Source organism: Methylotuvimicrobium sp. KM1 (assembly GCF_044788715.1).
Classification (GTDB): Bacteria; Pseudomonadota; Gammaproteobacteria; order Methylococcales; family Methylomonadaceae; genus Methylotuvimicrobium.
Genome location: NZ_CP173170.1, coordinates 2,530,338 through 2,556,197 on the forward strand (window position 1 = coordinate 2,530,338; position 25,860 = coordinate 2,556,197).

A 25,860-nucleotide genomic window follows, 5' to 3' on the forward strand; every position below is an offset into this window, starting at 1 on the left:
GCAGACACATCCTCCACCTTCACGACTTTTCAGGCTGACAGGAGTAGATATCAACAATTCCTCTGCTAATATGAAGGCTCGGCAAACCCTTACAACTTCAGCAATTCCCAGTTTGAGAAATTTCTTCGTGCTCAGGGTGCGGGGTATGCCTGTCGAGGAACGCCGTAATTCCATCCATGGGGGCTTGGCGGCGGCTAAACGCTAGGGATGGCGTGTATTAGGGCAATGCAGGAACAATTGCCGAGGAGCAAAATTTGCCCCTGCTGCCGACATCCTCGCCAAGCACACTCCGCACCCTGTTTGATCCCCAAATTGGGAATTGCTGGTACAACTTTAACGAAACTACTTCGGATGCTTATTTCAGTTATAATGGGCAGCTCAATTTTTAAACTTATTTTCAAAGATCTTTGAATGACAAAAAATTTCTTATCCATTAAATGACGCTAAGTACATGACGACACTCATACATTGACGGGAAACCAGCAAAATGCAACTGTTATTGAAGTATTCTATATTTTTTAACCGTTATTTAAGTTTTGCTGAATCTAATACCGCAATCAATTCAGCTTGAATGAGAAATCTAAATGTACACAAAATTCTTTGGTCTTAAAAAAAAGCCATTTTCATTGATTCCCGACCCGGAATTCTTATACCTAAGTTCGAAGCATCGAAAAGCTTTAAGCACCTTGCAGTACGGCTTGATGAGTCACGCCGGCTTTACTGTGATAACCGGCGAAATTGGCTCTGGTAAAACCACACTGATTCGAAGTATGTTAAATAAAATCAAGGATCAGTGCACCGTCGGCGTTATCACCAATACTCATAGTGCTTTCGGTGATTTGTTGACTTGGGTACTAGGTGCGTTCAACATCAGCCATGACACGAAGTCCAAGGCAGAGCGCTACCAATTATTCGTCAAATTCATTAGTGAACAAGCCCGCAAAAAGCGGCGCGTAGTACTCATTGTCGACGAAGCTCAAAACATGGAAATTGAAACGCTGGAAGAACTCAGGCTACTCTCTAATATTAATGTCCAGCAAGAGATCATGCTCCAGTTAATTTTGATCGGTCAACCTGAGCTCGTAGATAAATTGAACGAACCGCAGTTGATTCAGTTCGCTCAGCGTATTTCGATCGAATACCACTTGACTCCCCTTAATTTTGAAGAAACCGAGCTTTACATCGACCATCGCTTGCAAACCGCCGGCAGCCAAACCAAAATATTTAACCAATCGGCTTGCGCAGCCATTTTTTATTACAGCGCAGGCGTCCCTCGTCTAATCAACAACATATGCGACTTAGCAATGGTTTTTGCATTCGCCAACGATACGAAGGAGATTGGCTGGAAAACGATTGTCGAGGTTATCAACGAAAGAAAAACGGGCGGAATTAAGCGCTTCAGAGGAAAGCATTGCCCAGAGCCAGACTTAATGCAGAAAGTAGCGGAAGCAGAAAAATTACGCCGGGCAATTCTCGAAAAAACCGGAGTCGATATTTCAAAATGCCATTAATTACAACCCTCATTAATAGCCACTAATTCAATATGCTGTAACGCGGCTGTGACATGCAAAATTTTTCCGGTACGATACAGCGTTCTATGTTTTTCGCGATGAACCTCAATCGTCTGCCCCGGTTTTAAGCAATGCGTATCTAAAACAATACTCTCCGGCTGATGTAAAATCGAATCGGCAGGAATATAAATCGCCATCTGTCCTTGTTGCTTATTAATATCAAGTAAAATGATCCAAACCAATTCAGAACGCATTCCCATCAGTTCAATACCCAGAATCAAATCCTCGTCTTCAAGTCGACTGATTCTTCTGATCTGACCGATTTCCAATTCATTAAATTCTGGTTGTTGAACTGCGAACAGCTCGCCAACTTTGATTCTTTGGTCTTCCGAATTCCAAATCAAGGCATAGCCCTTAATACTGCTATTCAAGATCAAAAAATCGCCGAATGGAATTTTATTGAGCAGCTCAATCGGTTCAGGTTGCGACCAAATTTTATTACCGCTTGAAGCCAGTGCGCCGAGTTTATGGATTTTGGCTGCTTTCGGATCGATAGCCAAATGCCCGGATTTTTTCTGGTTTAGGTTATAGGCAATTTCATCGCCTTCCGGAACTAAGTCTAAATCCGGTACTTGCCAACTTCCGGCAATTCTGGGGTCATGCTCAAACTTTACCTTAATCGTTTCATTGTCGACCCCCTGTATTTTTGCGAGCATACTGACGATCGACTTAAAACCGATATAGCCTCTAGCATTTTCTGTCGATACGATTCGAGTGTATTTTCGGGTACGCTTTTTGGTCAATACTTCCGCTACTCTGAAAAGCAAGTCCTTGTCGATAAAGCGATAATTCGATTTTTTATCTTTTCTTTTTTGAGCGGCAGTAATGAGATTATTAACGACCGGCAGTGTGGCGATATAACGGGTATTATTTTGTGGTTCGGCCTGGAATTGCAAGCATTTGGTCGGCGCTTCATCGACATCCAAATTAAGCTGAAAAACACCCTGTATCGCCTCAAGCTCAATAGCGTTAGTTAAGCTGATAGTTTCAACACATTCTTCTAACAGATTGAAAAGCGTATTCATTTCACTAACTCTAAAACAATCGGTATCACAGCATGAAAAAATCAGCATTTGCTTGAAGATGCTAGCGATCGTTGTATGCTTTACATGACTCATATTTACCGGAATATTTAAAAGCCCAAGGGTTTCCGCCCTTATGTAATTACGGTAACAATTTAACCAAAAGCCTTTCTGAACGCTAGCATAGACTTGGCTTATATGCAGTAAAACTTGACTCGCGGCATACATTGCCGAAAATAATATTTGCGCTTGTTCCTGCTTGCTCCAATTGGAATCTATCGATTCGAGCTGATGACTCAAATCCGAAAAATTCATCGTCAATTGTGTGTAAACCCAAACTAAAATTTCGACATTCGAAGTTTCTTCTTCAGATAAGGGAAAGCCGCTATCCAAATATACGCTTTCAAGCTTCTCGGCAACTTCATTAACCAGCGGCATTGCTTGATACAGACATATAAAGCGAAATCGAGGACTGATATCCATGCTATTCATAACATGAAAAGCCGAAGCCAGTTCACGACAAATCTCGTAACCATTTTTAGAAGACAGTAAATCCAGCCATTTTGCAAAAGATTGTTCATCAGGAGCAAATGGCATTGCTTCGTTTGTTAAGTTGGGTTGCATTCTGAATTTAAGTTTATTCATTTTGTCCTTAATCATCAGTAAGTGTCATTAAGCGAACGCAGTTTCTGCTATACTCGAATGCAGTTTAGACTAACAGTCGAATCGGTATTCCAATTTTTACTTTTGGCGAATGTTTTTTACGGAATCATCATGTCTTTATTGAATTTTTTTTTCAAGGATAACAAACAAGGTTCCGCGTGCAGCATTAAACCTAACCCGATAACGGTTGAAACGCTGAAAACGTTGATTCCCATTCGCAGTTTAAATGAAGAAATGTTGGAGTCTTTCGCAACAGACCGATACTCTGAGGTTTTCCCCGCCAACACTATTTTGTTCAATCAAGGTGAACAAAACGACTCTGCTTATTTTTTATTGAAGGGAACGGTTATTATTTCCGACAGCGCCGGAAAAAATTATGAGGTCGAAGCCAATACCGCACGCGCTAAATTTCCCCTCTGTAGCGGTATCAAATACGCCTTGAACGTTATCGCAAAAACCGACGTAAGTCTATTGAGGGTTTCACATAAAATCATGTGCACGCCGCCGCCTTCTTCCCATCATCCCGTTCCGCTTAACATACCTAAAACTTTAACCGATAACCGTTTATTGCAAGCTTTTTCACAGTATTACCTAGAAGAAGAAATGGACGTACCGTCGCTGCCGGATATTGCGTTTAAACTGCGCAAAGCCATTCAAGCCGACATTGGCGTGGCCGAAGCCGTTAGAATAATCCAGTTGGATCCGGTTATTGCGGCGAAATTGATTCAAGTTGCAAACTGCCCGTTATATTTAACCGCCATTCCAGCTAAAACATGTTTCGAAGCAGTCAATAGAATCGGTTTAAAGGCAACCCAAAATCTAGTGATTTCTCTCAGTCTCAAACAAATATTTCATTCACCGAATCCACTGATCAAAAAAATACTGGATCGGATTTGGAGGCAAAGCATCTACATTTCCTGTATTTGCTACGTATTAGCTAGTGAAACTAAAAAAGTTAATCCGGAAGAGGCATTACTAGGAGGCTTAGTTTGCGATATAGGGATTGTCCCTTTTTTAAATTTTGCCGCGAACCTTCCAGAGGATTACTACAAGGAAGAGTCGCTTGAGCGTGTCATGCCCTTTATAAGAGGCCCCGTCAGCGCCTATATCTTGCGAGAATGGGGATTTCCCAAAGAGCTCTATGAAATACCTTTATATGCCGATGATTGGTACCAACATCGCGACAACCAAATTTCGCTGATCGATATCGTCGTATTATCACGGTTACATAGTAAAATCGGCACATCGGAAATGGCTAATTTACCGGAAATAACCTCCATACCGGCGGCAAGCAAACTAGATTTCATCCAACTCTCGCCGGAAAACTCGTTACATATTCTTCATGACGCGCAAATTAAAATTAACGAAGCCAAGCGAGCTTTTGCAATATAGATACTATGCTACTGAATCTATTTAAAAAAAAACCTATTCCAAAGCCTAAGCAAGCCCCCAAAAGGGAACAAACGATAACGGCTGAAAGACAATTTTCAGGAACCAAGCAATCGAGCAACAACATTAAGCCGGTTAACATTCCGGTTAAATTTCTTAAACGGTTAATGCCTTTAGGACAACTATTAATTGAAGAAGAGATACAAGCTTTAAAAATCTGCACCGAAAATTTTACCCCTGGGTCTGCCCTTTTCATACGCGGCACCGAGGTCGATTCACTCGTTTATTTGTGCAAAGGTACGATATATTTAGAAACGGCCAATGGCATCGGACAAGAAATTAACGAAGCCACTCTAAAAGCATTGTTTCCATTATCGAGTGGGGATTTCCACCAGTTTACCGCCATCGCTAAATCGAATGTTACGGTCATCTATATTCCAAAAACTGTATTACTACTTAACCGTAACCCGATTAACCCGTTAAATGACCCGCTACTTGCCTCGGATTCGCTGCAAAATAATCCATTTTTCCTTCGATTTTACGAGCATTTTCAGCAACACGATTTAAAAATCCCCAGCTTTCCCGATGTCGCTCTCAAGCTTAGGCGATCGGCAATGCAAGACATCGGGATTGCCGAAGTTGTCAAGATCGTCAACATGGATCCGGTTATCGCTGCAAAATTAATTCAAATCGTCAATAGCCCGATATATCGAACACTAAACCCAATTTCCAACTGTCATGATGCGGTTAATCGATTGGGGCTTAAAAATACCATGAACCTGGTTACAGCGATCAGCATGAAAAGCCTGATAAAGAGCGAGAAACCAACAATCAAGAAGCGTATTCAGGAAAATTGGACTCAGAGTATTAAGGTTTCGTGCATTAGCTATACACTGGCGAACTTGACTCGTCAAACCACCCCGGAAGAAGCTTTGCTGGCCGGGCTTCTGCATAATATCGGAACCCTACCCATGCTAATGTTTGCCGACCAATTATCGGAAAACGCGTTCACGCTGAGCGAGCTTGACCAATGCATTAAGTCATTGCAAGGCCAAATTGGCACGATCATTTTGGAAAGATGGGAGTTTCCTGATAGTCTCAAAACAGTTCCAGTAAAAGTAAGCAACTGGTTCGACCACTCCGGCGAAGCCTTAAACCTAAGCGATATTGTGTTGCTCGCTAAATTCCATTTCTTATTGACGCAGCATGAGCAAAGGGTTGAACTACCGTTAATCAATACTTTACCGGCATTTCAAAAGCTGGACGCTCAATTATTAACTCCGGAACAATCATTGCAAATATTACAAGACGCGAAGCAGCAAATTAGCGAAACAATGAAATTTTTCATGGCTTGACGTATGTCCACTTGGTTTTCACATATAATCGAGCATTTTACGTCCGAGCCCCCGGAATCTAAAAACGATCCACAGGAACATTTTGATAGCTGTCCCGTTGCGGCTGCTCCTATTTTATCCTGCAACAAACCTTTCAAGACAAGCCGCATAAAACAGTCAGTCGAAATACTAAAACAATTCGTACCGATAAGGAACCTTGACGATGCGGCAATCGAGCTTTTGCAGCAACGGACATACTCTTATCAAGCTGGCGATACGATTTTTGTAAGAGGCCAAAACAATAAAGGCAAAGTGTTTTATTTGCACAAAGGAGCACTCGAATTGACGCCAGACTGCGAAAGCATCTATCAAATAAGCGCCGATTCACCGCTGTCGCATTTACCAATTAACAGCGGCAAAATTATTGGCGCTACGGCACTCGCCAAAACCGATGTTGAGATCATTGAAATCTCAGCAGAGCTCATTAATTTGTGGACAGAACAAAGTAAAGCGGATGCAACGCAATTAGAACTGATCGATATCGACCTGCCTAAACAAGTCGAAGATAACGGTTTTTTTACCGATTTCTCCCGAATTTACCGCGAAAACAAGCTAACTTTACCGTCTTTACCCGCAGTCGCTCTAAAACTCAAACAAGCGATGGAATTCGAGATTGATATCCGCGAAGCCGCCAAAATCATTCAAATCGACCCACCAATCGCAACAAAACTAATCCAAGTCGCCAACAGCCCGCTTTACTCGCCGATATCGCCGGTGACCAATTGCCAGGAGGCGGTCACTCGCCTTGGCTTGAACGCTACGCGTCAGTTAGTGATGGGCATCGGGCTCAAGCAAATGTTTCGATGTCAAAACAAACACTTGCTTAACGTTATGCAATCGCTGTGGAAAAACAGCCTGTACATCTCGAGCCTTAGTTTTATATTGGCTCAGGAAAGCGGCAAAGTGAATCCTGAAGACGCCTTGCTAGCGGGGCTCATCAGCGATATCGGAATTATCCCCTTGCTCCATTTTGCCGAACAACATCCTGAGCATTATAAAAATCGCTCGGAACTTGATGAGGCTATCCCGGTATTAAGGGCGCCAGTCGGTAAATTGGTATTACATACGCTCGGTTTTTCCGAAGAACTTGCGCAAATTCCGCATCATGCCGAAGACTGGTATTATGACAGCGGCGATAAACTGACGCTGACCGACATTGTCATTCTGGCTAAATTACACAGCTATATCGGCATTGAACATGATAAAAAGCTACCCTATATCAATTCGATTCCTGCATACACGAAATTAAACAACGGCAAATTGACGCCGGACTTTTCACTGCATATCCTGCACAAAGCGCAGCAGCGCATCGATGCAGCGATGCAAATTCTTTCTTGATCGATATCCAAAACACATGAATAACCCATTACTGACCGATAACACTCTACCTCATTTTTCCGAAATCAAACCCGAACATGTCGTACCCGCCATCGAAAAATTACTGGCAGACGCGCGCGCCAAGGTCGATTGGCATCTCAAGGCCGCCGACCAATATAGCTGGGAAAACCTGATCGAGCCGATTGAAAACGCCGAAGACAAGCTCAACAAGGCCTGGTCTCCGGTTAGTCATATGAATTCGGTAGTCAACAGCGAACCGCTTCGCGAAGCCTATAATGCCTGCTTGCCGATGCTCAGTAATTATTCGACCGAAATGGGCCAAAACGAAGCCTTGTTCAAAGCCTATCAAGCGATCGCACAAAGCGACGAATTTCAAAGTCATGACAAGGCCCAGAAAAAAATCGTCGCTAATGCCTTGCGCGATTTCAAACTGTCCGGCATCGACTTGCAACCGTCCCAAAAACAACGCTACAAAGAAATCAGTCAAGAACTGTCGAAGCTGACTTCCCGCTTCGAAGAAAATCTGATGGATGCAACCAATGCCTGGAGCAAACTGATTACCGATAGCGACGACTTAGCCGGCCTACCGAAATCGGCATTGGCGCAAGCCAAACAAACCGCGCAGGCCAATCAACAAAACGGCTGGATGATTACGCTGCAATTTCCGTCATTCCAAGCCGTAATGACCTATGCCGACAGCCGCGAGCTGCGCCGAGAACATTACGAAGCCTTTGTCACGCGTGCATCAGATCTCGGGCCGCACGCAGGTCGCTGGGACAATAGCCTAATCATGGAACAAATCCTGGCGCTGCGCCATGAACAAGCGCGCCTATTAGGTTATGACAATTACGCCGAATTATCCCTGACAACTAAAATGGCCGATAACCCCGACCAGGTCATCGGCTTTCTCGAAGACTTGGCTGATAAATCGTGGCGACAAGCGCGTAAAGATTTATACGAATTGCGCGAATTCGCTTCGAAAAACTACGGAATAAAAGACTTACAGCCTTGGGATATCGGTTATTACTCGGAAAAAATGCGCCAGCACTTTTATCAACTTTCACAAGAAGAAGTAAAAACCTATTTTCCGATCGACCGAGTCTTGCCCGGCCTATTTGCAATCGTTGAAAAACTCTACGGGCTAGACATCAGCGAAATCGACAATTTCGACAGATGGCACGAAGACGTCCGTTTCTACCAGATTCTCGACCGCGACGGACAACTTCGCGGCCAATTCTATACCGATCTCTATGCCCGTCCGAAAAAACGCGGCGGCGCTTGGATGGACGTTTGCGTCAGCCGCAAGAAATACCAAGGCAAAGTCCAAACGCCGGTCGCGTATCTGACCTGTAACTTCACACCGCCGACCGGCGACGACCCTGCCTTGTTGACCCACGACGAAGTGACGACGCTGTTTCACGAATTCGGACACGGTCTGCATCACATGCTGACTCAGGTCGACCATCTCGGCGTTTCAGGCATCAGCGGCGTCGAATGGGATGCGGTGGAATTGCCGAGTCAATTTATGGAAAACTGGTGCTGGGAAAAAGACGCGCTGGAATTAATTTCAGGCCATTATCAAACCGGTGACAAACTGCCGGACAGCCTATTCGATAAAATGCTCGCCGCGAAAAATTTTCAATCCGGCATGATGATGGTTCGGCAGCTCGAATTCAGTTTATTCGACTTGAGAATCCATAAAGAATACGATCCGGCCAAGGGCGGGCGTATCTACGAAATTCTCGAGCAAGTCAGAAAACAAGTCGCCGTGGTTACGCCGCCGTCTTTTAACCGCTTTGCTCACAGTTTTTCGCATATCTTCGCGGGGGGCTATGCGGCAGGATATTACAGTTACAAATGGGCCGAAGTACTATCCAGCGACGCCTTTTCGATGTTTGAAGAACATGGCATTTTCAATGAAACCATCGGCCATGCATTTTTGACCAACATTCTCGAACAAGGCGGCAGCGACGATGCAATGGAATTATTTATCCAATTTCGCGGACGCGAGCCTGAAATCGATGCACTGCTCAGACACAACGGAATCGCTGCATGAAGTATCACGACCTGCGTGATTTCATCGCGCAACTGGAAAAACAAGGCGAATTGAAGCGAATTCAATACCCGGCCGACCCGGTGCTCGAAATCACCGAAATTTGTAATCGCACATTACAACAAGAAGGCCCTGCCCTGCTCTTCGAAAACCCGAAAGGTCATTCGATACCGCTACTCGGCAACCTATTCGGCACGCCGCACCGAGTCGCGATGGGCATGGGCGCCGATTCAGTCGAGTCCTTGCGCGAAATCGGCAAACTCTTGGCTTATCTTAAAGAACCGGAACCGCCAAAGGGTTTCCGCGATGCATTAGACAAAATTCCGGTATTCAAGCAAGTATTGAACATGGCGCCGAAAATCGTTAAATCGCCGCCCTGCCAGGAAGTCGTGCTCGAAGGCGATGAAATCGACTTAGGCAACTATCCGATACAAACTTGCTGGCCAGAGGATGCCGCACCCTTAATCACTTGGGCATTGGTTATAACCAAAGGACCCTACAAGGAACGTCAGAACCTGGGCATTTACCGGCAACAAGTCATCGCAAAGAACAAAGTCATCATGCGCTGGCTCGCGCATCGCGGCGGCGCTTTGGACTTCAAGGAATGGCAAGAGGCTCACCCCGGCGAGCCGTTTCCGGTTACGGTCGCGCTAGGCGCGGATCCCGCGACGATACTAGGCGCCGTCACACCGATACCGGATAGCTTGTCCGAATACGCCTTCGCCGGATTACTGCGCGGCAGCAAAACCGAACTGGCAGAATGCTTATGCAATAACTTGCAGGTACCGGCCAGCGCCGAAATCGTATTGGAAGGTTTCATTTATCCTAACGAAACCGCACCCGAAGGTCCTTACGGCGATCATACCGGCTATTACAACGAAGTCGACGAATTTCCGGTGTTTACGATCGAAAAAATTACACAGCGCCGGGATCCGATTTACCACAGCACCTACACCGGCAAACCGCCCGATGAGCCGGCCGTGCTGGGCGTGGCATTAAACGAAGTTTTCGTGCCGATCTTGCAAAAACAATTCCCTGAAATCGTCGATTTCTACCTGCCGCCCGAGGGTTGTTCTTATCGTCTAGCCGTGATCAGCATCAAAAAACAATACCCCGGTCACGCCAAACGGGTCATGCTTGGGCTTTGGTCGTTCCTACGCCAATTCATGTACACAAAATTCGTCATCGTCGTCGACGACGACGTCAATCCGCGCGAATGGAAAGATGTCATCTGGGCGATGACCACGCGTATGGATCCAACCCGAGATTTCACGCTGCTCGACAACACGCCGATCGATTATCTCGATTTTGCATCGCCGGTATCGGGATTAGGTTCGAAGGCAGGCTTCGACGCGACGAACAAATGGCCTGGCGAGACCAACCGCGAATGGGGGCGGCCGATCGTGATGTCCAAGGAAATTATTCAGAAAGTGGATAGTATTTGGGAAGGGTTGTTTTAACGGAAAAAAGAGCAGTTGAGAGCCTCAAACTACCGTTCGCCCTGAGCCCTTCGGCTACGCTCAGGAGAGCCCTGTCGAAGGGTGAACGGTAGCTTGAGGCTTCACCAGGCCGGTGAAAGTGTTGTAGACCGTTCATGCTTCGACTTGGCTCAGCACGAACGGTCTACAACACATGCCAACTGCTCTTTTCAGGTTTAACGCCTTCCTGCGGGACGGTTATTTACCCCGTCCCCAACGTTTCGGATTGGCCTAACCTGCACTCTTCTGCGCCCAAGCAGAGCAATTGGCTGTTATCGAACCCAATAGTGCAAAATTTGTGTAAAAGTACCGTCTCCATTGTTAACAGACTCCATTTGCCCGCTGATGCCCGAATATCGGCCTGTACCGCCAACAATCGCTATAGCTGACGTTCCTGTATCGAATTCACGCCCGGCTACCTGAATACTGCCGTTCTTCATGGTCAAGGTCCATTGACATTGGAAGCTATGGCCAACGCGCGTGCGTATGCACATGCCGCTATTGCTGCCGATCCGTGAGCCTTGTTCATCGAGTAACGGCTGATCGAATGTCAGAATATCCCCTTCGGAATCACCTGGCACACCAATGTCAATGAAGTTAGACTTATGCGCTCTAGCATCCGCGATGGTTATGACCGTTTGAGGCGCGACATATGTGCAGGCAGTGATACCAAAGAGGCTGGCGATTAAGATACGACTCAAAGAGTTAGACGCCTAATTATCCACACTATAAAAACGTAGAGAACCGAGACATAAATCGAACCTAAAATCTCGGCCAATAGCGACCAATCCGATACGTTTCAGATTACGTTGAAGAAATTTCTGTGATGTTTTATAGGCATCAAAATTAGCAAAAGGAATACGAACGGTTTGCCATTCGTCGGTCGCATGGAATTCGGCACGATAAGATTGCCAGGGGAACCAAAGGTCCGAAGTGCGAAAATGAATATTGTAGTCTTCATTATTACCGGCTACTTCGAAGACAATACCCTCAAAGGCCGATGCATCGAAGTGGTCTTCATCAGACAAAGCCATTTGCACAAAGCCACCATTTTGTTCGGTTGAAACATCGCCCTGCATACGCAGGCAATCTCTTCCTTTGTGAGTATCTAATTTTAGATTTCCCTTGGAAACTCCACCCATGACCTGATCGCTGACCAGTCGCCACTCCATACCAAGGTTGGATTTCAAATTGCCACTGCTACGATCATCGATTACAAACTCGCCTGCCAACATTGTTTTCATGACTCCAAGGCTTATTACTAGGAACAGTCTTGCGCTGAGTTTTCTAAAATTCATCCTATTTTCCAAACATTAGTCCTAAAAATGCAGATGAGTGTTTTTTTACTATGAAAGTTCGTAGATTAGGACTCTTTATCTCATTTTTCGATATGAAAAACAATTCCGGTTCCGAAGAGGGTGCGGTTACTCGACTGAGAAGCGATAGCAGATTCATTTATGATCGAATCAGTTTGATCACATGAAAGTGCCGCTAGTAAAGGATGGGCATGAAATAAGTTACGCAACTGACAGAACTTTCTGTTCGTATTCAAGACTCGCAAATAGGCGAATCACATAGACTGTGTAACGAAGAAGACGGACAAAAGAGCGCGTCAGAAATTTGAAAAAGAATCGTGCGAAGTACGATAGTCACGAGCTATGCTCATTTAACAATCTAGCTTCTAGCGGAACATGAAAACGTCTTAATGGAATCGTTGCGAAATCGGTTGCAACTGATAATGTAACAACATCAAAAGTTCACTAACTTATTGATTTAATGGTGGCGATGGGTGGACTTGAACCACCGACCCCGGGGTTATGAATCCCGTGCTCTAACCAGCTGAGCTACATCGCCATTGAAGAGGTCTTGCAAAAGAGCGGGCATTATAGAGACCCGCTCTTGTTTTGTCAAACGTTGAAGCGAAAATGCATGACATCGCCGTCTTTAACGACATAATCTTTGCCTTCGAGACGCCATTTACCGGCATCCTTTGCGCCCTGCTCACCTTTGTAAGTAACGAAGTCTTCATAGGAAATGACTTCGGCGCGGATAAAACCTTTTTCAAAATCGGTATGAATGACTCCTGCGGCTTGCGGAGCCGTGGCGCCGACGGGTATAGTCCAAGCCCTAACTTCTTTGACGCCCGCCGTGAAATACGTCGATAAATTAAGCAGCCGGTAACCAGCACGCACGACTCGATTCAAACCCGGCTCGTCCAACCCTAAATCATCAAGAAATTCTTGTTTTTCGTCTTCATCAAGCTGCACGATTTCCGCTTCGATTGCCGCGCATACCGGTACGACCATGGCACCTTCTTTGTCGGCGAATGCTTTTACTTTGTCCAATATCGGATTATTTTCAAAACCGTCGTCTTGTACATTGGCGATGTACATAGTGGGTTTAACGGTTAACAAACACAAGTCTTTAATTAGGGCCATATCGTCTTCGGATAAATCCATCGCCCTAACCGGTTCGCCGGTGTTCAAGTGTTCGTTGACTTTTTCCAATACGACTTTTTTAGCCAGTTCGTCTTTGTTGCCGGATTTCGATGCCTTAGCCGCCCGCTGCAAGGCTCTTTCAACGGTCGCCATATCGGCCAACGCTAATTCGGTATTGATGACTTCGATATCGGCTATCGGATCGATTTTTCCGGCGACGTGAATGACATTGTCGTCTTCGAAACAACGAACGACATGTGCTATTGCATCGGTTTCGCGAATATTGGCAAGAAATTGATTTCCTAGTCCCTCGCCTTTCGAGGCACCGGCAACCAATCCAGCGATGTCGACGAATTCAATCGTGGTTGGCAGTACGCGTTGAGGCTTGACGATTTCAGCGAGTTTATCCAAGCGTGGGTCCGGAACCGCAACAACACCGACATTGGGATCGATGGTACAAAAAGGGTAGTTTTCGGCGGCGATTTCCGCCTTGGTTAAAGCATTGAACAAAGTCGATTTACCGACATTAGGCAAACCGACGATTCCGCAATATAGCGCCATAGAGGCCTCTGAAGTGAATAAGCAATTGAGATAGTTGCTTTGATTGTTAAAAAAACCGGTAATTATACAATTCTCGGACGAATTGATGAAACAACATTCACTTGATATTTAAGCAGTAAGCCCTACAGTAGGCACGAACATAAAAAATGCTGCAAGAAAAAGCTCGATCTCTTATTCTTCGGTTGAACCGGTTATTTTTAGATATACGGTTAACCTTCGAAAATCGATTTCGTTCATGGCATCGTTAAATATGACCTGATAATGGTTTTTACCTTGCAATTCATAATGAAAAAAAATCGCAAGCGGCGTCAAGACCGTTGACCCGATAATCCGAATTTGAGCGAAGCTATCCCCTGTGAAAAGCTGCCAGCCGTAATCTTCGGAATATCTGAGCAAGCGTTCGGTATTGCCAATAAAATAGCGGCGGCGATAGACAATGCTACTAAAGATAACAAGCGTAATTAATAGCCATTTAACATAAGGTTCGATAGCACTGAGCGCAATTGCAAGCAAAGCTATCAAATGCATGAGCAATAGAATTTTTTTCTCACGCTTCGATATGCCGATTCGCAACGTTACCAACTCTAAATGTTTCATACAATAACAACCATGGTTTGATATTTTTTAAGCATTAAACAGACAGATGTATAATCGGAAACTTTCAATCAACTCTAGCGATAATTCATGAATCAAGCTTGGAAATCCTTTCTTATTGAACAGCAGACTCGAATTAATACCGAAACTGCCCATATAGAAAAAACCGACGACTTAGACAAACAAGCCGGGCAAGTTTGTCCTGTCATCGATCTAGCCGTGTTGAAAGTCACCGGCAAAGATGCCGCTCGATTTCTACAAGGTCAAGTCACTTGCAATATCAACGAACTCACTGAAAAAACTTGCAGTTTTGGAGCATTTTGCAATGTTAAAGGTCGCGTTATCGCCAATTTTCTTGTACTCAAGTCGAACGACGATTTCCTTCTAATCTTACCTACCGAATTACTCGACAGCATCACCGAAAAACTACGAAAATATATTTTACGAGCCGATGTGCAACTGATCGATAGCCGCGATGAGTATTGCCTAGTTGGGATTAACAAAAGCTCGTCAGACTCTTTCTCTTTTTCGCCGGTTCCGGAGCATGAACTTCACATGGTTAGCGAGCCCTTCCGCTTGCTAAAACTGCCTTCATCGAGATCACGTTATTTAGCCGTTGTACCGGCGGAACAAGCCATCGAACTCTGGTCCTTACTTACCCAAGAACAAAGCTACCATGCAAGCAACCCAGAGCAATGGCGGCTATTCGATATCGAAGACAAAATACCGTGGGTCGATAAGGAAACTAGCGAAGAATTTATTCCGCAAATGCTGAATCTCGATCAATTAGGCGGCATCAGTTTTACCAAGGGTTGTTATACCGGGCAAGAAATCGTAGCGCGCACACATTATCTTGGAAAAACGAAAAGAATGCTGTTCTTAGCCGAATCCGATGCTGCGGAAGTGCCGCCTCCGAAAACGGCTATTCTCGACGGCAGCGGTCAAATAATAGGAAAAGTGCTGCGCGCTCAAAAGGAACGAAATACCATTAAGCTGCTTGCGGTTCTTCCAAATTGCGAACTCGATAGCGAAAACATAATGCTTGATACAACGACTAAGGACAAAATCAGACTAATAACGCTATAATTCTATGGAATTGGTGCTGGGTGATTGCGTCCATGCTTGACGTTGGATGTCGAAATTTACCGATTTTCATGTCGGATAAAATGACTGGGTTATGGATTTTAAGTAAATAACTGGCGCTTTATCCTAAAAAGCTTTTTTAGGTTTATAGCTTATGAACACCAACAATTTCAAAAATATTTTGAGTTTATAAAGTGTTAACACAGCAATTTAGGATTTGGTCATAAATAACTTCTCTATTTTAATGCAAGGTAAGCCGGTTCGGTAACTCGATTGGCAGGTGTCGGCGGCAGGGCAGATTTTTGCTCCTGCAAAATCTGCATTCACGCCTTCCATGGCGTTTGCAGATTTTTGCTCCTCGGCAATTGCTGAGTTACATGGATGTAATGAATGCAGAAAATGCAGGAGCATTTTTCTGCCCTGCATCGCCTAAAGCGCCTACTGTTGGTGCCCTAATACACGGCATCCGTGGCATAATGCAAAATATGCATTCATGCCATCCATGGCAATCAGTCGCCGCCGTCAAGCCTACACGGACGTATTCACCCAGCACCTAAATTCCATAGCCCATTGGCTATGGTTAACTATCTTAGATAATTTAGGTGCTGGGTTCACGGAGTCCTGTCAAGCGAGCTACCGAACCCGCTACAAAACTCATAGCTCCGGGAAGTTATTTTTCACGAAATCCTTAGCTAAAAATGGTTTTTTCGAAAACTTAGGCTTGACGGCTGCTTTCCTACTTGGACAGCTATTTGAATTTAAACTGTAAATCTTTGATGGGAACTTGAACTCGAATGCAATTTAAATCAGTCCAGGCTTTTCTTGACCATGTTCAAAAAGAACTGGATGCCAATCGCCTGATATTGCCAACTCTCCCTGACATTGCGTTAAAGGTTCGCGACGCAGTAGCTAAAGGCGAAGCAACGGCACAGCAATTAGCAGACATGATTGTCACCGACGCAGCCTTGTCTACGCGCTTGATTCAAGTCTCTAACAGCCCTTTATATCGCGGAGTCAACGAGATCAAGAGCATTCAAATGGCGGTCACGCGTCTAGGGCTTAAAACCATTAGCTCATTGATAAGCAGCCTGGTAATGCAACAAATGTTCAGCCCGACTTCAACAGTGCTTGAGCATTACTTCAGACAGTCCTGGGAACAAAGTGTCAATGTCTCGGCCATCAGTAGAGCATTGGCAACATGCACCCGGCATCTAAATCCCGATGAAGCCATGCTGGCAGGGCTCATTCACCAAATTGGCAAATTGCCAATTTTGATGCTGGTAGAAGACATTCCGGAATTCAGAGATAGCCCTTCACGTCTTGAAAAATTGCTGGAAAAAGCCCATCCGGCCGTTGGAAAAATCATTATGGATACATGGACCTTTCCCGATGAGTTAAAAGCCGTGCCGTATCAATACGTTAACTTTGGCTATGACTCGGGTGAAAAAGCCGATTATGTTGATCTTGTACAAGTGGCTTTTTTACAAAGCATAGCCGGGACCGATCATCCTGCAACACGGGTTGACTGGTCTACCGTGCCGGCATTTGCCAAGCTGGGTCTGTCTTCCGATGCTGAAATTCTGGAAATTGAAGGATTATCCGAAGAAATAGAAATTGCACAGTCTATGTTTTCCTGATTTTCGCTCCTGCATTGCCCTACTACACAACATCCGTGGCGTAATGCAAAACCCGTACTTAGGCAGCGTCTAAATCCCATAAATCATTGTCGATGTTTCAAAATCATAGCTACTTTTGGAACAATACTTATGACGGACAATCCGGTGCCGAGATTCGGCTAGCCAAAAGTATCACTGATATCCTCTCAAAAACTTATAGATCACACCAATGATTGATATTGAAGCCGCACTCAGGTTCAGACGCATCGGAACCATTACCATTTTCGCTGTTTACTTCTTGATCCTGGTCGGAGGCATCGTTCGCGCATCCGGCGCCGGAATGGGTTGCCCTGACTGGCCGACTTGCTTCGGCAAATTGATTCCCCCAACCGACATTTCTCAGCTTCCGCCGGACTACAAAACCATCTATGCCGAACGAGGTTATCAAAACACCGATTTCAATCCGGTTAAAACTTGGACCGAATACCTTAACCGCTTAACCGGCGCCAGCATCGGCATTCTGATTTTACTGACAGCCTGGTCATCCCGTATTTATCTCAAGTCCGACAAGACGGTATTTTATCTTTGCTTAGCGGTGGTTTTTATCGTCGGCTTTCAAGCCTGGCTAGGTTCCGTGGTTGTCGCCAGTAATCTAAAGCCGCTGATGATAACCTTACATATGCTATTGGCATTGTTCATCGTGGCTTTGCTAATTTACGTGATAGCAAGATCGCAGCGGGAGTTTTTTCAAAGCCTTGATACACAGTCACTGCCCCATGTTTTTAAGGGCGTGTTGACCGCGGCATTGGCCATGACCTTAATTCAAGTCGCGATGGGCACACAAGTCCGAGAAGCCGTCGATCTAATTGCTAACGAACATGCTTATATCGACCGTCAATATTGGCGCGATGACCTACCCATCATTTTTTATGTGCACCGCTCGTTTTCGTCGATTATCTTGTTCACAAACCTATGGTTGGCCTGGAAACTGTATCGCTCGCCTGCTCAAAATAGATTATTACATACCCTCGGTATAGCCTTGACCGCCATGGTCGTCACCGCAATTCTTGCCGGTGTCAGCCTCGACAGGCTCGGTTTCCCCGCAGCCGCGCAACCGATTCATTTATTAATGGCCAATCTAATTTTCGGTACGCAGTTTTTTATTTATATCTGCTTGATCTATTCCAGGCAGAAAGGTTAAGCCGCCAGATTTAGGATTAAGCACCAACGCATTCGCCGATATCTTCAAACCAGATATGCGGCGATTGCTCGATAAAACGGCGCATTAGCTCAATACAATCGGCATCGTGCAACTCGATGACATTGACTCCTGCCTCCCTGAGCCAATCCAAATGCCCTGAAAAATTGACCGATTCGCCGACAACAACGGTGCCGATATTAAACTGTCGAATCAATCCGGAGCAATACCAACAAGGAGCCAAGGTCGTAACGAGAATTTTATCGCGGTAGTTCGTTTGCCGCCCCGCTTTACGAAATGCGTCGGTTTCGCCATGTATCGATGGGTCGCCGTCTTGAACTCGCCGATTACGCCCCCGGCCAAGCACACGACCTTCGTTATCGAATAACGCAGCACCAACCGGAACGCCGCCTTCGCCAAAGCCCGTACGGGCTTCTTCCAAAGCCACGGATAACATTTCCGAATATTTCATCATCAACTCCTAGTGAATGGTGTTTTAAGTATAGTGTTCCCACACGTTTTTTTAACCCCCTAGCGTTAGGTGAGGGGCGACGAAGCCGCTATCGCTCAAATACCAATAGCCTTTCGGACGACACAGCAATCTAGCGCTCGGTCGCTACGTTTTGCACAAGTAGGTATATTTATACTTGTGTATAACGGCGAGAGCTGAGGCTTGGGAAAGAGTGCCCTCCTTTTTCAAAAGGGGAAGAAGGTTTAGCTTAATGGCAGTGACGCAGGTTCCTGAAAACGAGTAATAACTCATCTCTTCAAACAACCGTGTAAAAATAGATCGACGGCGTGTCCGACCCATTGGTCGATTTCGGACTGTTCCGGAATCGTCGCAAGACCTAACTGCAACTTCTGAAAATGTTCGTTTCGCAGACAACTCAAATAATGATCGGCCAAAACGCGAGGATTCATTTGTGCGAAATGACCGCCTTGCTGTTTCTTTATAAAAAACTCAACCAGCGCATCCCGTGCGCGTTGCGGGCCTTGCTCGTAAAACTGCGCTGCCAATTCCGGAAAACGCAACGACTCGCCGATCAAAATCGTCCTGATACGCACCGCATCGGACCGGGTAATCAGGTGAACATAGTGTTTCGCGAAAACAGTCAGTGCTTCTTCCGGCTCGAGATTTTCGGGCAGTCTGTCGACGAACTGGTCGCTGCAACGCTTGATCACGGCGCCGAATAACCCCGCCTTATTACCGAACTGACTGTAAATCGTCCGCATCGATACATGGGCATCCTTCGCGATCGTTTCCATGCTCAGATCACCGTAACCGTGTTCCAGAAACAGTTGCAACGCGCTGTCCAACAAGCGCTCGCGGCTTTGACACTCCTGCCCTTTCGGCGGCCGTCCACATTTAACCATGCTGTCTTACTCATAAAATACATTGACAAGAACGACGATCATACCTAAATTAAACGGTAATTTGTATTACCTTTTAATCCGCAGCGATCGAGGTCGCCTTACCAATGAACCCAAAAACCGAATCAGCTCTTGCGATATATCGCCCCTCCGTCAACGAAGTTTCGCTTACAACCGGTGGAAACATTCCGTCTTTGTCGCCAAGACTACTGACATTTTGGGTCATCACGGCTATTGCGATCGCGCTGACCGGTTGCGGCGACAAGGCCGAAATCCAAGCTCCGCCGGCGGCCAAGGTCAAAATCGCGCACCCGCTGTCCCGTGATGTCACCGAATGGGACGAATTCACGGGCCGCATCGAAGCGATCGAAGCAGTCGAGGTCCGGGCGCGGGTCGGCGGCCATTTGGAGAAGGTCAATTTCTTCGCCGGCGAAAAAGTCAAAAAAGGCGATTTATTGTTCACGATCGATCCGAAACCCTATCAGGCTCAATTGAATCTAGCCCAGGCCGAATTGGAAAGAGCCAAATCCAAACGAGAACTCGCACAGAACGACCTCGAGCGCGCGGAAAACTTATTAAAAGCCAAAGCGATATCCATCGAGGAATACGACGGGCGCAGCAAGGGCCTTCGCGAAGCATCCGCCTCGGTGCAAGCCGCTGAAGCGAACGTTTACCGAGCCAAGCTCGATCTCGAATACACGCGCATTCATGCGCCGATCGACGGACGCGTCGGGCGCGAATTGATCACGGCCGGAAACCTCGTCAACGGCGGCGGTGCCGCGACGCTGCTGACCCACATCGTCTCGACCGATCCGGTCTATGTCTATATCGACGCCGACGAGCGTTCGGTATTGAAATACAAACGTCAACTCAGCGGCCGCGAGAATCTTCAAGGCATGCCGATGCAACTGAACTTGACCGACGAAAGCGATTTTCCGCATCGCGGCACGCTCGACTATATCGCGCCGAGCGCCGATACCGATACCGGCACCGTGACTCTGCGAGGCGTTTTCGAAAATACCCATAATCTGTTGAGTCCGGGCTTTTTCGCCCGCGTGCGCATACAAGGCGGAGCCCCCTATCCGGCGCTATTGCTGCCGGATCGCGCTATCGGTACCGATCAGGCGCAACGCTTCGTCTGGGTATTGAATCAAGACGATCAGGCCGAATACCGCAAGGTGATACCTGGCGCGCGCATAGACGGCTTGCGCGTCATCTCCGAGGGCTTGACGGCCGAAGACAAAGTCGTGATTGAGGGCCTGCAAAAAGTCAGACCCGGCGCCAAAGTTGCGCCCGAACTCATCACGTTTGGCGGAGAATAAAAAATCATGTACCGATTTACGCATTTTTTCATCGACCGTCCGATCTTCGCGTCGGTCCTGTCGATTCTAATCGTCATGGTCGGCGGTCTCGCGCTGATCGCATTGCCGATCGCTCAGTATCCTGAAATCGCGCCGCCGACCGTGATGGTCAGCACCGTTTATCCCGGTGCGAATGCCGCGGTCGTCGCCGAAACGGTTGCGACGCCGATCGAACAGGAAGTCAACGGTGTCGAGGACATGCTGTATTTGTCGTCGCAATCGACCAACAGCGGCAATATGGCGCTGACGATCACGTTCAAACCCGGCACCGACCTCGACAAGGCGCAGGTCCAGGTGCAAAACCGCGTCGCGCTGGCCGAACCGAAACTGCCCGAGGAAGTCCGGCGTCAAGGCATCAGCGTCAAGAAACGCAGCCCGGACCTCAGCCTGGTCGTCAACCTGATCTCTCCGGATCAACGCTATGACAGCGTCTACCTGAGCAATTACGCATTATTGCAAATCAAGGACACGCTCGCTCGGCTGCCCGGCGTCGGCGAAATACTCGTATTCGGCGCGCGCGATTACAGCATGCGTCTGTGGCTGGACCCGGAAAAAATAGCCGCGCGCAATATGACGGCAAGCGATGTCGTCAATGCCGTGCGCGAACAAAACATACAAGTCGCGGCTGGCGTCGTCGGCCAACAACCGTCTCCGGAAGCGACCGACTATCAATACACGGTCAGCACCTTGGGCCGGCTGACCGATCCGGAACAGTTCGCCGATATCGTCATCAAGCAAGGTTCCGACGGAAAAATCACGCGCCTCAAGGATGTCGCGCGCATCGAACTGGGCGCGAAGGACTACAACTCCAGTTTGTATTTGGACGGGGAACAAACGGTCGGCCTGGCCGTTTTCCAATTGCCCGGCTCGAATGCCTTGGACACCAAAAAAGCCATCGAAGCCGAGATGGAAAAATTGAAGACGCACTTTCCGGAAGGCCTCGACTACACGCTCGTCTACGACACGGTCGTGTTCATTCAGCAATCGATCGACGCGGTCGTCATGACTTTATTCGAAGCGCTGCTGCTGGTCGTCGTCGTGGTTATCGTCTTCCTGCAGAACTGGCGCGCCGCGATCATTCCGCTGCTCGCGGTGCCGGTGTCGTTGATCGGCACTTTCGCCGTGATGGCCGCCATGGGCTTGTCGTTGAATACCTTGTCGCTGTTCGGATTGGTGCTCGCTATCGGCATCGTCGTCGACGACGCGATCGTAGTCGTCGAAAACGTCGAACGTCATATCGCCGAGGGCATGAGCGCCCGAGACGCGACGCGCAAGGCGATGGAGGAAGTTCTCGGGCCGATCATTGCGACGACGCTTGTACTGGTCGCGGTGTTCATACCGACCGCCTTCATCACCGGCGTGTCCGGCGCGTTCTACAAACAATTCGCTTTGACGATCGCGGTTTCGACGCTGATCTCGACATTGAACTCGCTGACCTTGAGCCCGGCGATGTGCGCATTGTTGCTGGACCGCGCGCACGGCGACAAGGATGCCTTCACGCGCTTGCTCGACCGGCTGTTCGGCTGGTTTTTTGCCGGCTTCAACCGCTTTTTCGATCGCTTCGGCGAAGGCTATGCGCGCCTGGTCGGCCGCTTGATCCGGATGACCGCCTTGGTATTGACGCTCTATGTCGGACTGAACGGCCTCAACTGGCTGGCCTTCGAAAAAGTGCCGACCGGTTTCATTCCGCAACAAGACCAAGGCTATCTGATTCTGTACACGCAACTACCCGATGCCGCATCGCTGAGCCGCACGCAGGACGTGGTCAAGGAAGCCACGCGCATCATTCTCGATACCGAAGGCGTCGCGCATGTGATCGCGTATTCCGGCTGGTCGGTCCTCACCGGAGCCAATCAGTCCAATGTCGCGACGATGTTCACCCCGCTGGACAGCTTCAAAAATCGCGCCGGCAAGCCCGAACTGCACGCTAACGAGATCATCAAAAAACTGCAGCAACGTCTCGCGCAAATACCCAATGCGCATATCGCGGTATTCGCGCCGCCGCCGGTGCGAGGCATGGGCTCGGTCGGCGGTTTCAAACTGCAGATTCAGGACCGTACCAGCGCCGGCATCGATGCCTTGCAAGACGTCGCCAATGAGATGATCGCCGAAGGAAACCAACAGCCCGGACTTGCCGGATTATTCACGACCTTCCGGGCCAGCGTGCCGCAATTATTTCTCGACGTCGACCGGACCCGCGCGAAAGCAATGGACGTACCGTTGAAGGAAGTCTTCGAAACGCTGCAAATCTATTTGGGCTCGATGTACGTCAACGACTTCAACAGCTTCGGGCGGACCTACCAAGTCGTCGCGCAAGCCGACGCCGAATACCGCATGCATCCGGAAGATATCGCCGAATTGAAAACCCGGAACGCGGCCGGCGGTATCGTGCCGCTCGGCTCGCTCGTAGACATCCAGGAAATCACCGGGCCGGACAAAATCACGCGTTACAACATGTATCCGGCTGCCGAAATCAACGGCGGCACCTTGCCCGGAATCAGTTCCGGCCAGGCCATTGACATCATGAGCCGATTGCTCGACCAACAACTGCCGCCCGGCTTCGGCTACGAATGGACCGAACTGAGCCTGCAGCAAGTCTTGGCCGGCAACGTAGCGTTCCTGGTGTTTCCGCTCAGCGTCGTGTTCGTATTCCTGGTGCTCGCCGCGCAATACGAAAGCTGGTCATTGCCGCTTGCGATCATCTTGATCGTGCCGATGTGTATCTTGTCGTCGATGGCAGGCATCTGGCTCAGCGGTATGGACAACAACATCTTCACCCAAGTCGGTTTCATCGTGCTGGTCGCGTTGGCCAGTAAAAACGCCATTCTGATCGTCGAATTCGCGAAGCAGCGCCAGGAAAGCGGACTCGATCGCTTTACAGCCGTTATGGATGCTTCGCGCGTCCGGTTGCGTCCGATTCTGATGACATCGTTCGCATTCATCATGGGCGTGTTGCCGCTGGTGCTGGCGCAAGGCGCCGGCGCCGAATCCCGCCGCTTGCTGGGCACCGCGGTCTTCAGCGGCATGATCGGCGTCACACTGTTCGGCCTGTTGTTGACGCCGGTGTTCTATGTCAGCGTGCAGGGACTGGTCCAACGTCTGTTTTCTTCGCGGAAACCAAATCCGCAACACTCTACATCGGATTCTGAATGATGAAACAAGTCATTTTTACGAATAGCGGCCGGGCGCGGTCCAATCTCGGATTGGGTCTGACTTCGTTATGCCTGACATTGCTCAGCGCCTGCGCAGTCGGTCCCGATTATCGACTGCCCTTTATCGAAACGCCGCAAGAATTCGGCCAGGCCGTCCATCCCGAATTTTCCAAGGAAGGCATCGAGCTTAACTGGTGGACCTTGTTCGAGGATAGCCAGTTAAATGACTTGGTTGAACAAGCCGTCGAGCACAATTACGACCTGAAAACGGCCTATGCCAATCTCGAGGAAGCGCGCGCACTGTATTTGGAATCCGGTCTGGATCTTTTGCCGGCGATCACATCAAAAGCAAGCTATACCGACCAGAAACGCAGTTTCGGCGCGATGAATAACCGTAACTTCGCGCCGCGGGAATTAAAATTGTATAACATCGGTTTCGACGCCTTTTGGGAGCTTGATTTGTTCGGTCGCGTTCGCCGCAGCGTCGAAGCCAGTGACGACGAAGTCGACGCACAAGAAGCGAGCCTGCGTGATTTGAGCGTCAGCCTGATCGCCGAAGTCGCGCGTAATTATTTCGAGTTACGGGGCTTGCAAAATCAATTGGCCGTCGCGCAAAAAAACGCCGAGAATCAGGCCGAAACTGCCGAAATCACGCAGTCCAGGCTCGTCAACGGTCGAGGCACCGAACTCGACACATCGAGAGCGCTTGCCCAACTCGAATCCACGAAAGCCGGTATTCCGCCCCTAAAAAGTGCGATCCAAAAAACGATACACCGCCTGAGCGTATTGACCGGGCAATTTCCTGGCGCACTGACCGAACGATTGTCGCGCCCTGCCCCGTTGCCGAAATTACCCGAAACGATACAAATCGGCTCACCGGCAGAACTGCTGCGCCGCCGCCCCGATATCCGCATCGCCGAACGCACATTGGCCTCATCGACTGCACGCATCGGCGTCGCGACGGCCGATCTTTTTCCGCGCGTCACCTTCGTCGGTTCGATCGCACTCGAAGCCAGTTCCTTATCGGGACTCGCTACGGGCGGTTCGGACGCTTTTTCGGCGGGTCCGAGAATTACTTGGGCGGCGCTGGATCTCGGCCGCGTGCTGGCACGTATTGATGCCGCCGATGCGCATGCCGAAGCCGATTTGGCGCAATACGAGCAAACCGTTTTGAATGCCTTGGAAGAAACCGAAAACGCGCTGATCCAATACAACCAGGAGCGCGCCAGACGCAAACTGCTGGCTGCGGCAGCCGAGGCGAGTCAAAGAGCCCAAGAACTCGCTCACTTGCGCTTCAATGCCGGACTCAGCGATTTTCTGACGGTATTGGATATCGAATCCCGATTGTTGTCGGATCAAGATCGGCTAGCCCAAAGCGAAACAGCGACCGCAACCGCGCTCGCGGCGTTATACAAAGCCTTGGGCGGCGGTTGGGAAACGACTGTAGAGACTAATGATGACGATTAATTTAAAATAATTTTTACGAAGTTCATTAGACTTCGCTCATTCCCAAGCTCTTTGCTTGGGAATGCAGCACGGGAAGCTCCAGCTTCGCAAATTTGGCAAACTAGAGCTTGC

Annotated in this window: 20 protein-coding genes and 1 tRNA gene; 12 read left to right on the forward strand and 9 right to left on the reverse strand. The window is 48.1% G+C overall.

Annotated elements, in window-relative coordinates; translation table 11 throughout:
- The first annotated feature begins 584 nt into the window (after positions 1 to 584).
- A complete protein-coding gene (locus ACINK7_RS10840; protein ID WP_404361360.1) occupies positions 585 to 1,511 on the forward strand; it encodes an ExeA family protein in 927 nt (308 codons plus the stop codon).
- On the opposite strand, the gene ACINK7_RS10845 is transcribed toward ACINK7_RS10840, so the two are convergent.
- Positions 1,508 to 3,238, reverse strand: coding sequence for a hypothetical protein (locus tag ACINK7_RS10845; RefSeq protein WP_404361361.1), 1,731 nt, complete (start codon positions 3,236 to 3,238; stop codon positions 1,508 to 1,510). The two genes, ACINK7_RS10840 and ACINK7_RS10845, sit on opposite strands and share 4 nt — an antisense overlap.
- A 129-nt stretch (positions 3,239 to 3,367) precedes the next feature.
- Here ACINK7_RS10845 and ACINK7_RS10850 point away from each other — a divergent pair, with 129 nt between their 5' ends.
- The 5 genes from ACINK7_RS10850 to ubiD all read left to right on the forward strand — a co-directional run bounded on the left by ACINK7_RS10850 (position 3,368) and on the right by ubiD (position 10,890).
- Positions 3,368 to 4,648 (forward strand): HDOD domain-containing protein, encoded by a 1,281-nt coding sequence (locus ACINK7_RS10850; protein WP_404361362.1) that lies wholly within the window; start codon positions 3,368 to 3,370, stop codon positions 4,646 to 4,648.
- 5 nt (positions 4,649 to 4,653) lie between these two features.
- Positions 4,654 to 6,000 (forward strand): HDOD domain-containing protein, encoded by a 1,347-nt coding sequence (locus ACINK7_RS10855; RefSeq protein ID WP_404361363.1) that lies wholly within the window; start codon positions 4,654 to 4,656, stop codon positions 5,998 to 6,000.
- Positions 6,001 to 6,219: 219 nt separating this feature from the next.
- On the forward strand, positions 6,220 to 7,377 hold the full coding sequence (locus tag ACINK7_RS10860) for an HDOD domain-containing protein (RefSeq protein WP_404361364.1): 1,158 nt from the start codon (positions 6,220 to 6,222) through the stop codon (positions 7,375 to 7,377).
- Positions 7,378 to 7,393: 16 nt separating this feature from the next.
- Entirely contained in the window at positions 7,394 to 9,433 is a 2,040-nt protein-coding gene (gene prlC, locus ACINK7_RS10865) for an oligopeptidase A (protein WP_404361365.1), read from the forward strand.
- Complete coding sequence (gene ubiD, locus ACINK7_RS10870) at positions 9,430 to 10,890, forward strand: 4-hydroxy-3-polyprenylbenzoate decarboxylase (protein ID WP_404361366.1); 1,461 nt, start codon at positions 9,430 to 9,432, stop codon at positions 10,888 to 10,890. Before prlC ends, ubiD begins: the two co-directional genes overlap by 4 nt.
- A gap of 290 nt (positions 10,891 to 11,180) precedes the next feature.
- On the opposite strand, the gene ACINK7_RS10875 is transcribed toward ubiD, so the two are convergent.
- From ACINK7_RS10875 to ACINK7_RS10895, 5 genes are all read right to left on the reverse strand, one after another.
- A complete protein-coding gene (locus ACINK7_RS10875) occupies positions 11,181 to 11,609 on the reverse strand; it encodes a dirigent protein (RefSeq protein WP_404361367.1) in 429 nt (142 codons plus the stop codon).
- A 12-nt stretch (positions 11,610 to 11,621) separates the two neighbouring features.
- Entirely contained in the window at positions 11,622 to 12,152 is a 531-nt protein-coding gene (locus ACINK7_RS10880) for a CIA30 family protein (RefSeq protein WP_404361368.1), read from the reverse strand.
- A 533-nt stretch (positions 12,153 to 12,685) separates the two neighbouring features.
- Positions 12,686 to 12,762, reverse strand: a tRNA-Met gene (locus ACINK7_RS10885).
- A gap of 53 nt (positions 12,763 to 12,815) precedes the next feature.
- On the reverse strand, positions 12,816 to 13,907 hold the full coding sequence (ychF, locus tag ACINK7_RS10890; RefSeq protein ID WP_404361369.1) for a redox-regulated ATPase YchF: 1,092 nt from the start codon (positions 13,905 to 13,907) through the stop codon (positions 12,816 to 12,818).
- A gap of 171 nt (positions 13,908 to 14,078) precedes the next feature.
- The gene (locus tag ACINK7_RS10895) at positions 14,079 to 14,504 is read right to left on the reverse strand and encodes a protein YgfX (RefSeq protein WP_404361370.1); all 426 of its coding nucleotides are present in this window, start codon (positions 14,502 to 14,504) and stop codon (positions 14,079 to 14,081) included.
- A gap of 87 nt (positions 14,505 to 14,591) precedes the next feature.
- Here ACINK7_RS10895 and ACINK7_RS10900 point away from each other — a divergent pair, with 87 nt between their 5' ends.
- Positions 14,592 to 15,587, forward strand: a complete 996-nt coding sequence (locus tag ACINK7_RS10900) for a YgfZ/GcvT domain-containing protein (RefSeq protein WP_404361371.1) — start codon at positions 14,592 to 14,594, stop codon at positions 15,585 to 15,587.
- Positions 15,588 to 15,794: 207 nt separating this feature from the next.
- On the opposite strand, the gene ACINK7_RS10905 is transcribed toward ACINK7_RS10900, so the two are convergent.
- Positions 15,795 to 16,010, reverse strand: coding sequence for a hypothetical protein (locus ACINK7_RS10905; protein ID WP_404361372.1), 216 nt, complete (start codon positions 16,008 to 16,010; stop codon positions 15,795 to 15,797).
- A 368-nt stretch (positions 16,011 to 16,378) separates the two neighbouring features.
- On the opposite strand from ACINK7_RS10905, the gene ACINK7_RS10910 reads away from it, so the two are divergent.
- Positions 16,379 to 17,221, forward strand: a complete 843-nt coding sequence (locus tag ACINK7_RS10910) for an HDOD domain-containing protein (RefSeq protein WP_341328792.1) — start codon at positions 16,379 to 16,381, stop codon at positions 17,219 to 17,221.
- A gap of 208 nt (positions 17,222 to 17,429) precedes the next feature.
- Entirely contained in the window at positions 17,430 to 18,401 is a 972-nt protein-coding gene (locus tag ACINK7_RS10915; RefSeq protein ID WP_404361373.1) for a heme A synthase, read from the forward strand.
- A gap of 16 nt (positions 18,402 to 18,417) precedes the next feature.
- On the opposite strand, the gene ACINK7_RS10920 is transcribed toward ACINK7_RS10915, so the two are convergent.
- Both ACINK7_RS10920 and ACINK7_RS10925 read right to left on the reverse strand, forming a co-directional pair.
- A complete protein-coding gene (locus ACINK7_RS10920) occupies positions 18,418 to 18,870 on the reverse strand; it encodes a nucleoside deaminase (RefSeq protein ID WP_404361437.1) in 453 nt (150 codons plus the stop codon).
- 287 nt (positions 18,871 to 19,157) lie between these two features.
- Positions 19,158 to 19,772 (reverse strand): TetR/AcrR family transcriptional regulator, encoded by a 615-nt coding sequence (locus tag ACINK7_RS10925; protein ID WP_404361374.1) that lies wholly within the window; start codon positions 19,770 to 19,772, stop codon positions 19,158 to 19,160.
- A gap of 104 nt (positions 19,773 to 19,876) precedes the next feature.
- Between ACINK7_RS10925 and ACINK7_RS10930 the strand changes: the two genes are divergently transcribed.
- From ACINK7_RS10930 to ACINK7_RS10940, 3 genes are read left to right on the forward strand one after another with little or no spacing between them, the layout of a single operon-like run.
- Positions 19,877 to 21,091 carry an efflux RND transporter periplasmic adaptor subunit gene (locus ACINK7_RS10930; protein ID WP_404361375.1) on the forward strand — a complete coding sequence of 405 codons (1,215 nt, stop codon included), beginning with the start codon at positions 19,877 to 19,879 and terminating at the stop codon, positions 21,089 to 21,091.
- Between the two features lie 6 nt (positions 21,092 to 21,097).
- Complete coding sequence (locus ACINK7_RS10935) at positions 21,098 to 24,283, forward strand: efflux RND transporter permease subunit (protein WP_404361376.1); 3,186 nt, start codon at positions 21,098 to 21,100, stop codon at positions 24,281 to 24,283.
- Positions 24,280 to 25,749, forward strand: coding sequence for an efflux transporter outer membrane subunit (locus ACINK7_RS10940; protein WP_404361377.1), 1,470 nt, complete (start codon positions 24,280 to 24,282; stop codon positions 25,747 to 25,749). Before ACINK7_RS10935 ends, ACINK7_RS10940 begins: the two co-directional genes overlap by 4 nt.
- The last annotated feature ends 111 nt before the right edge of the window (positions 25,750 to 25,860 follow it).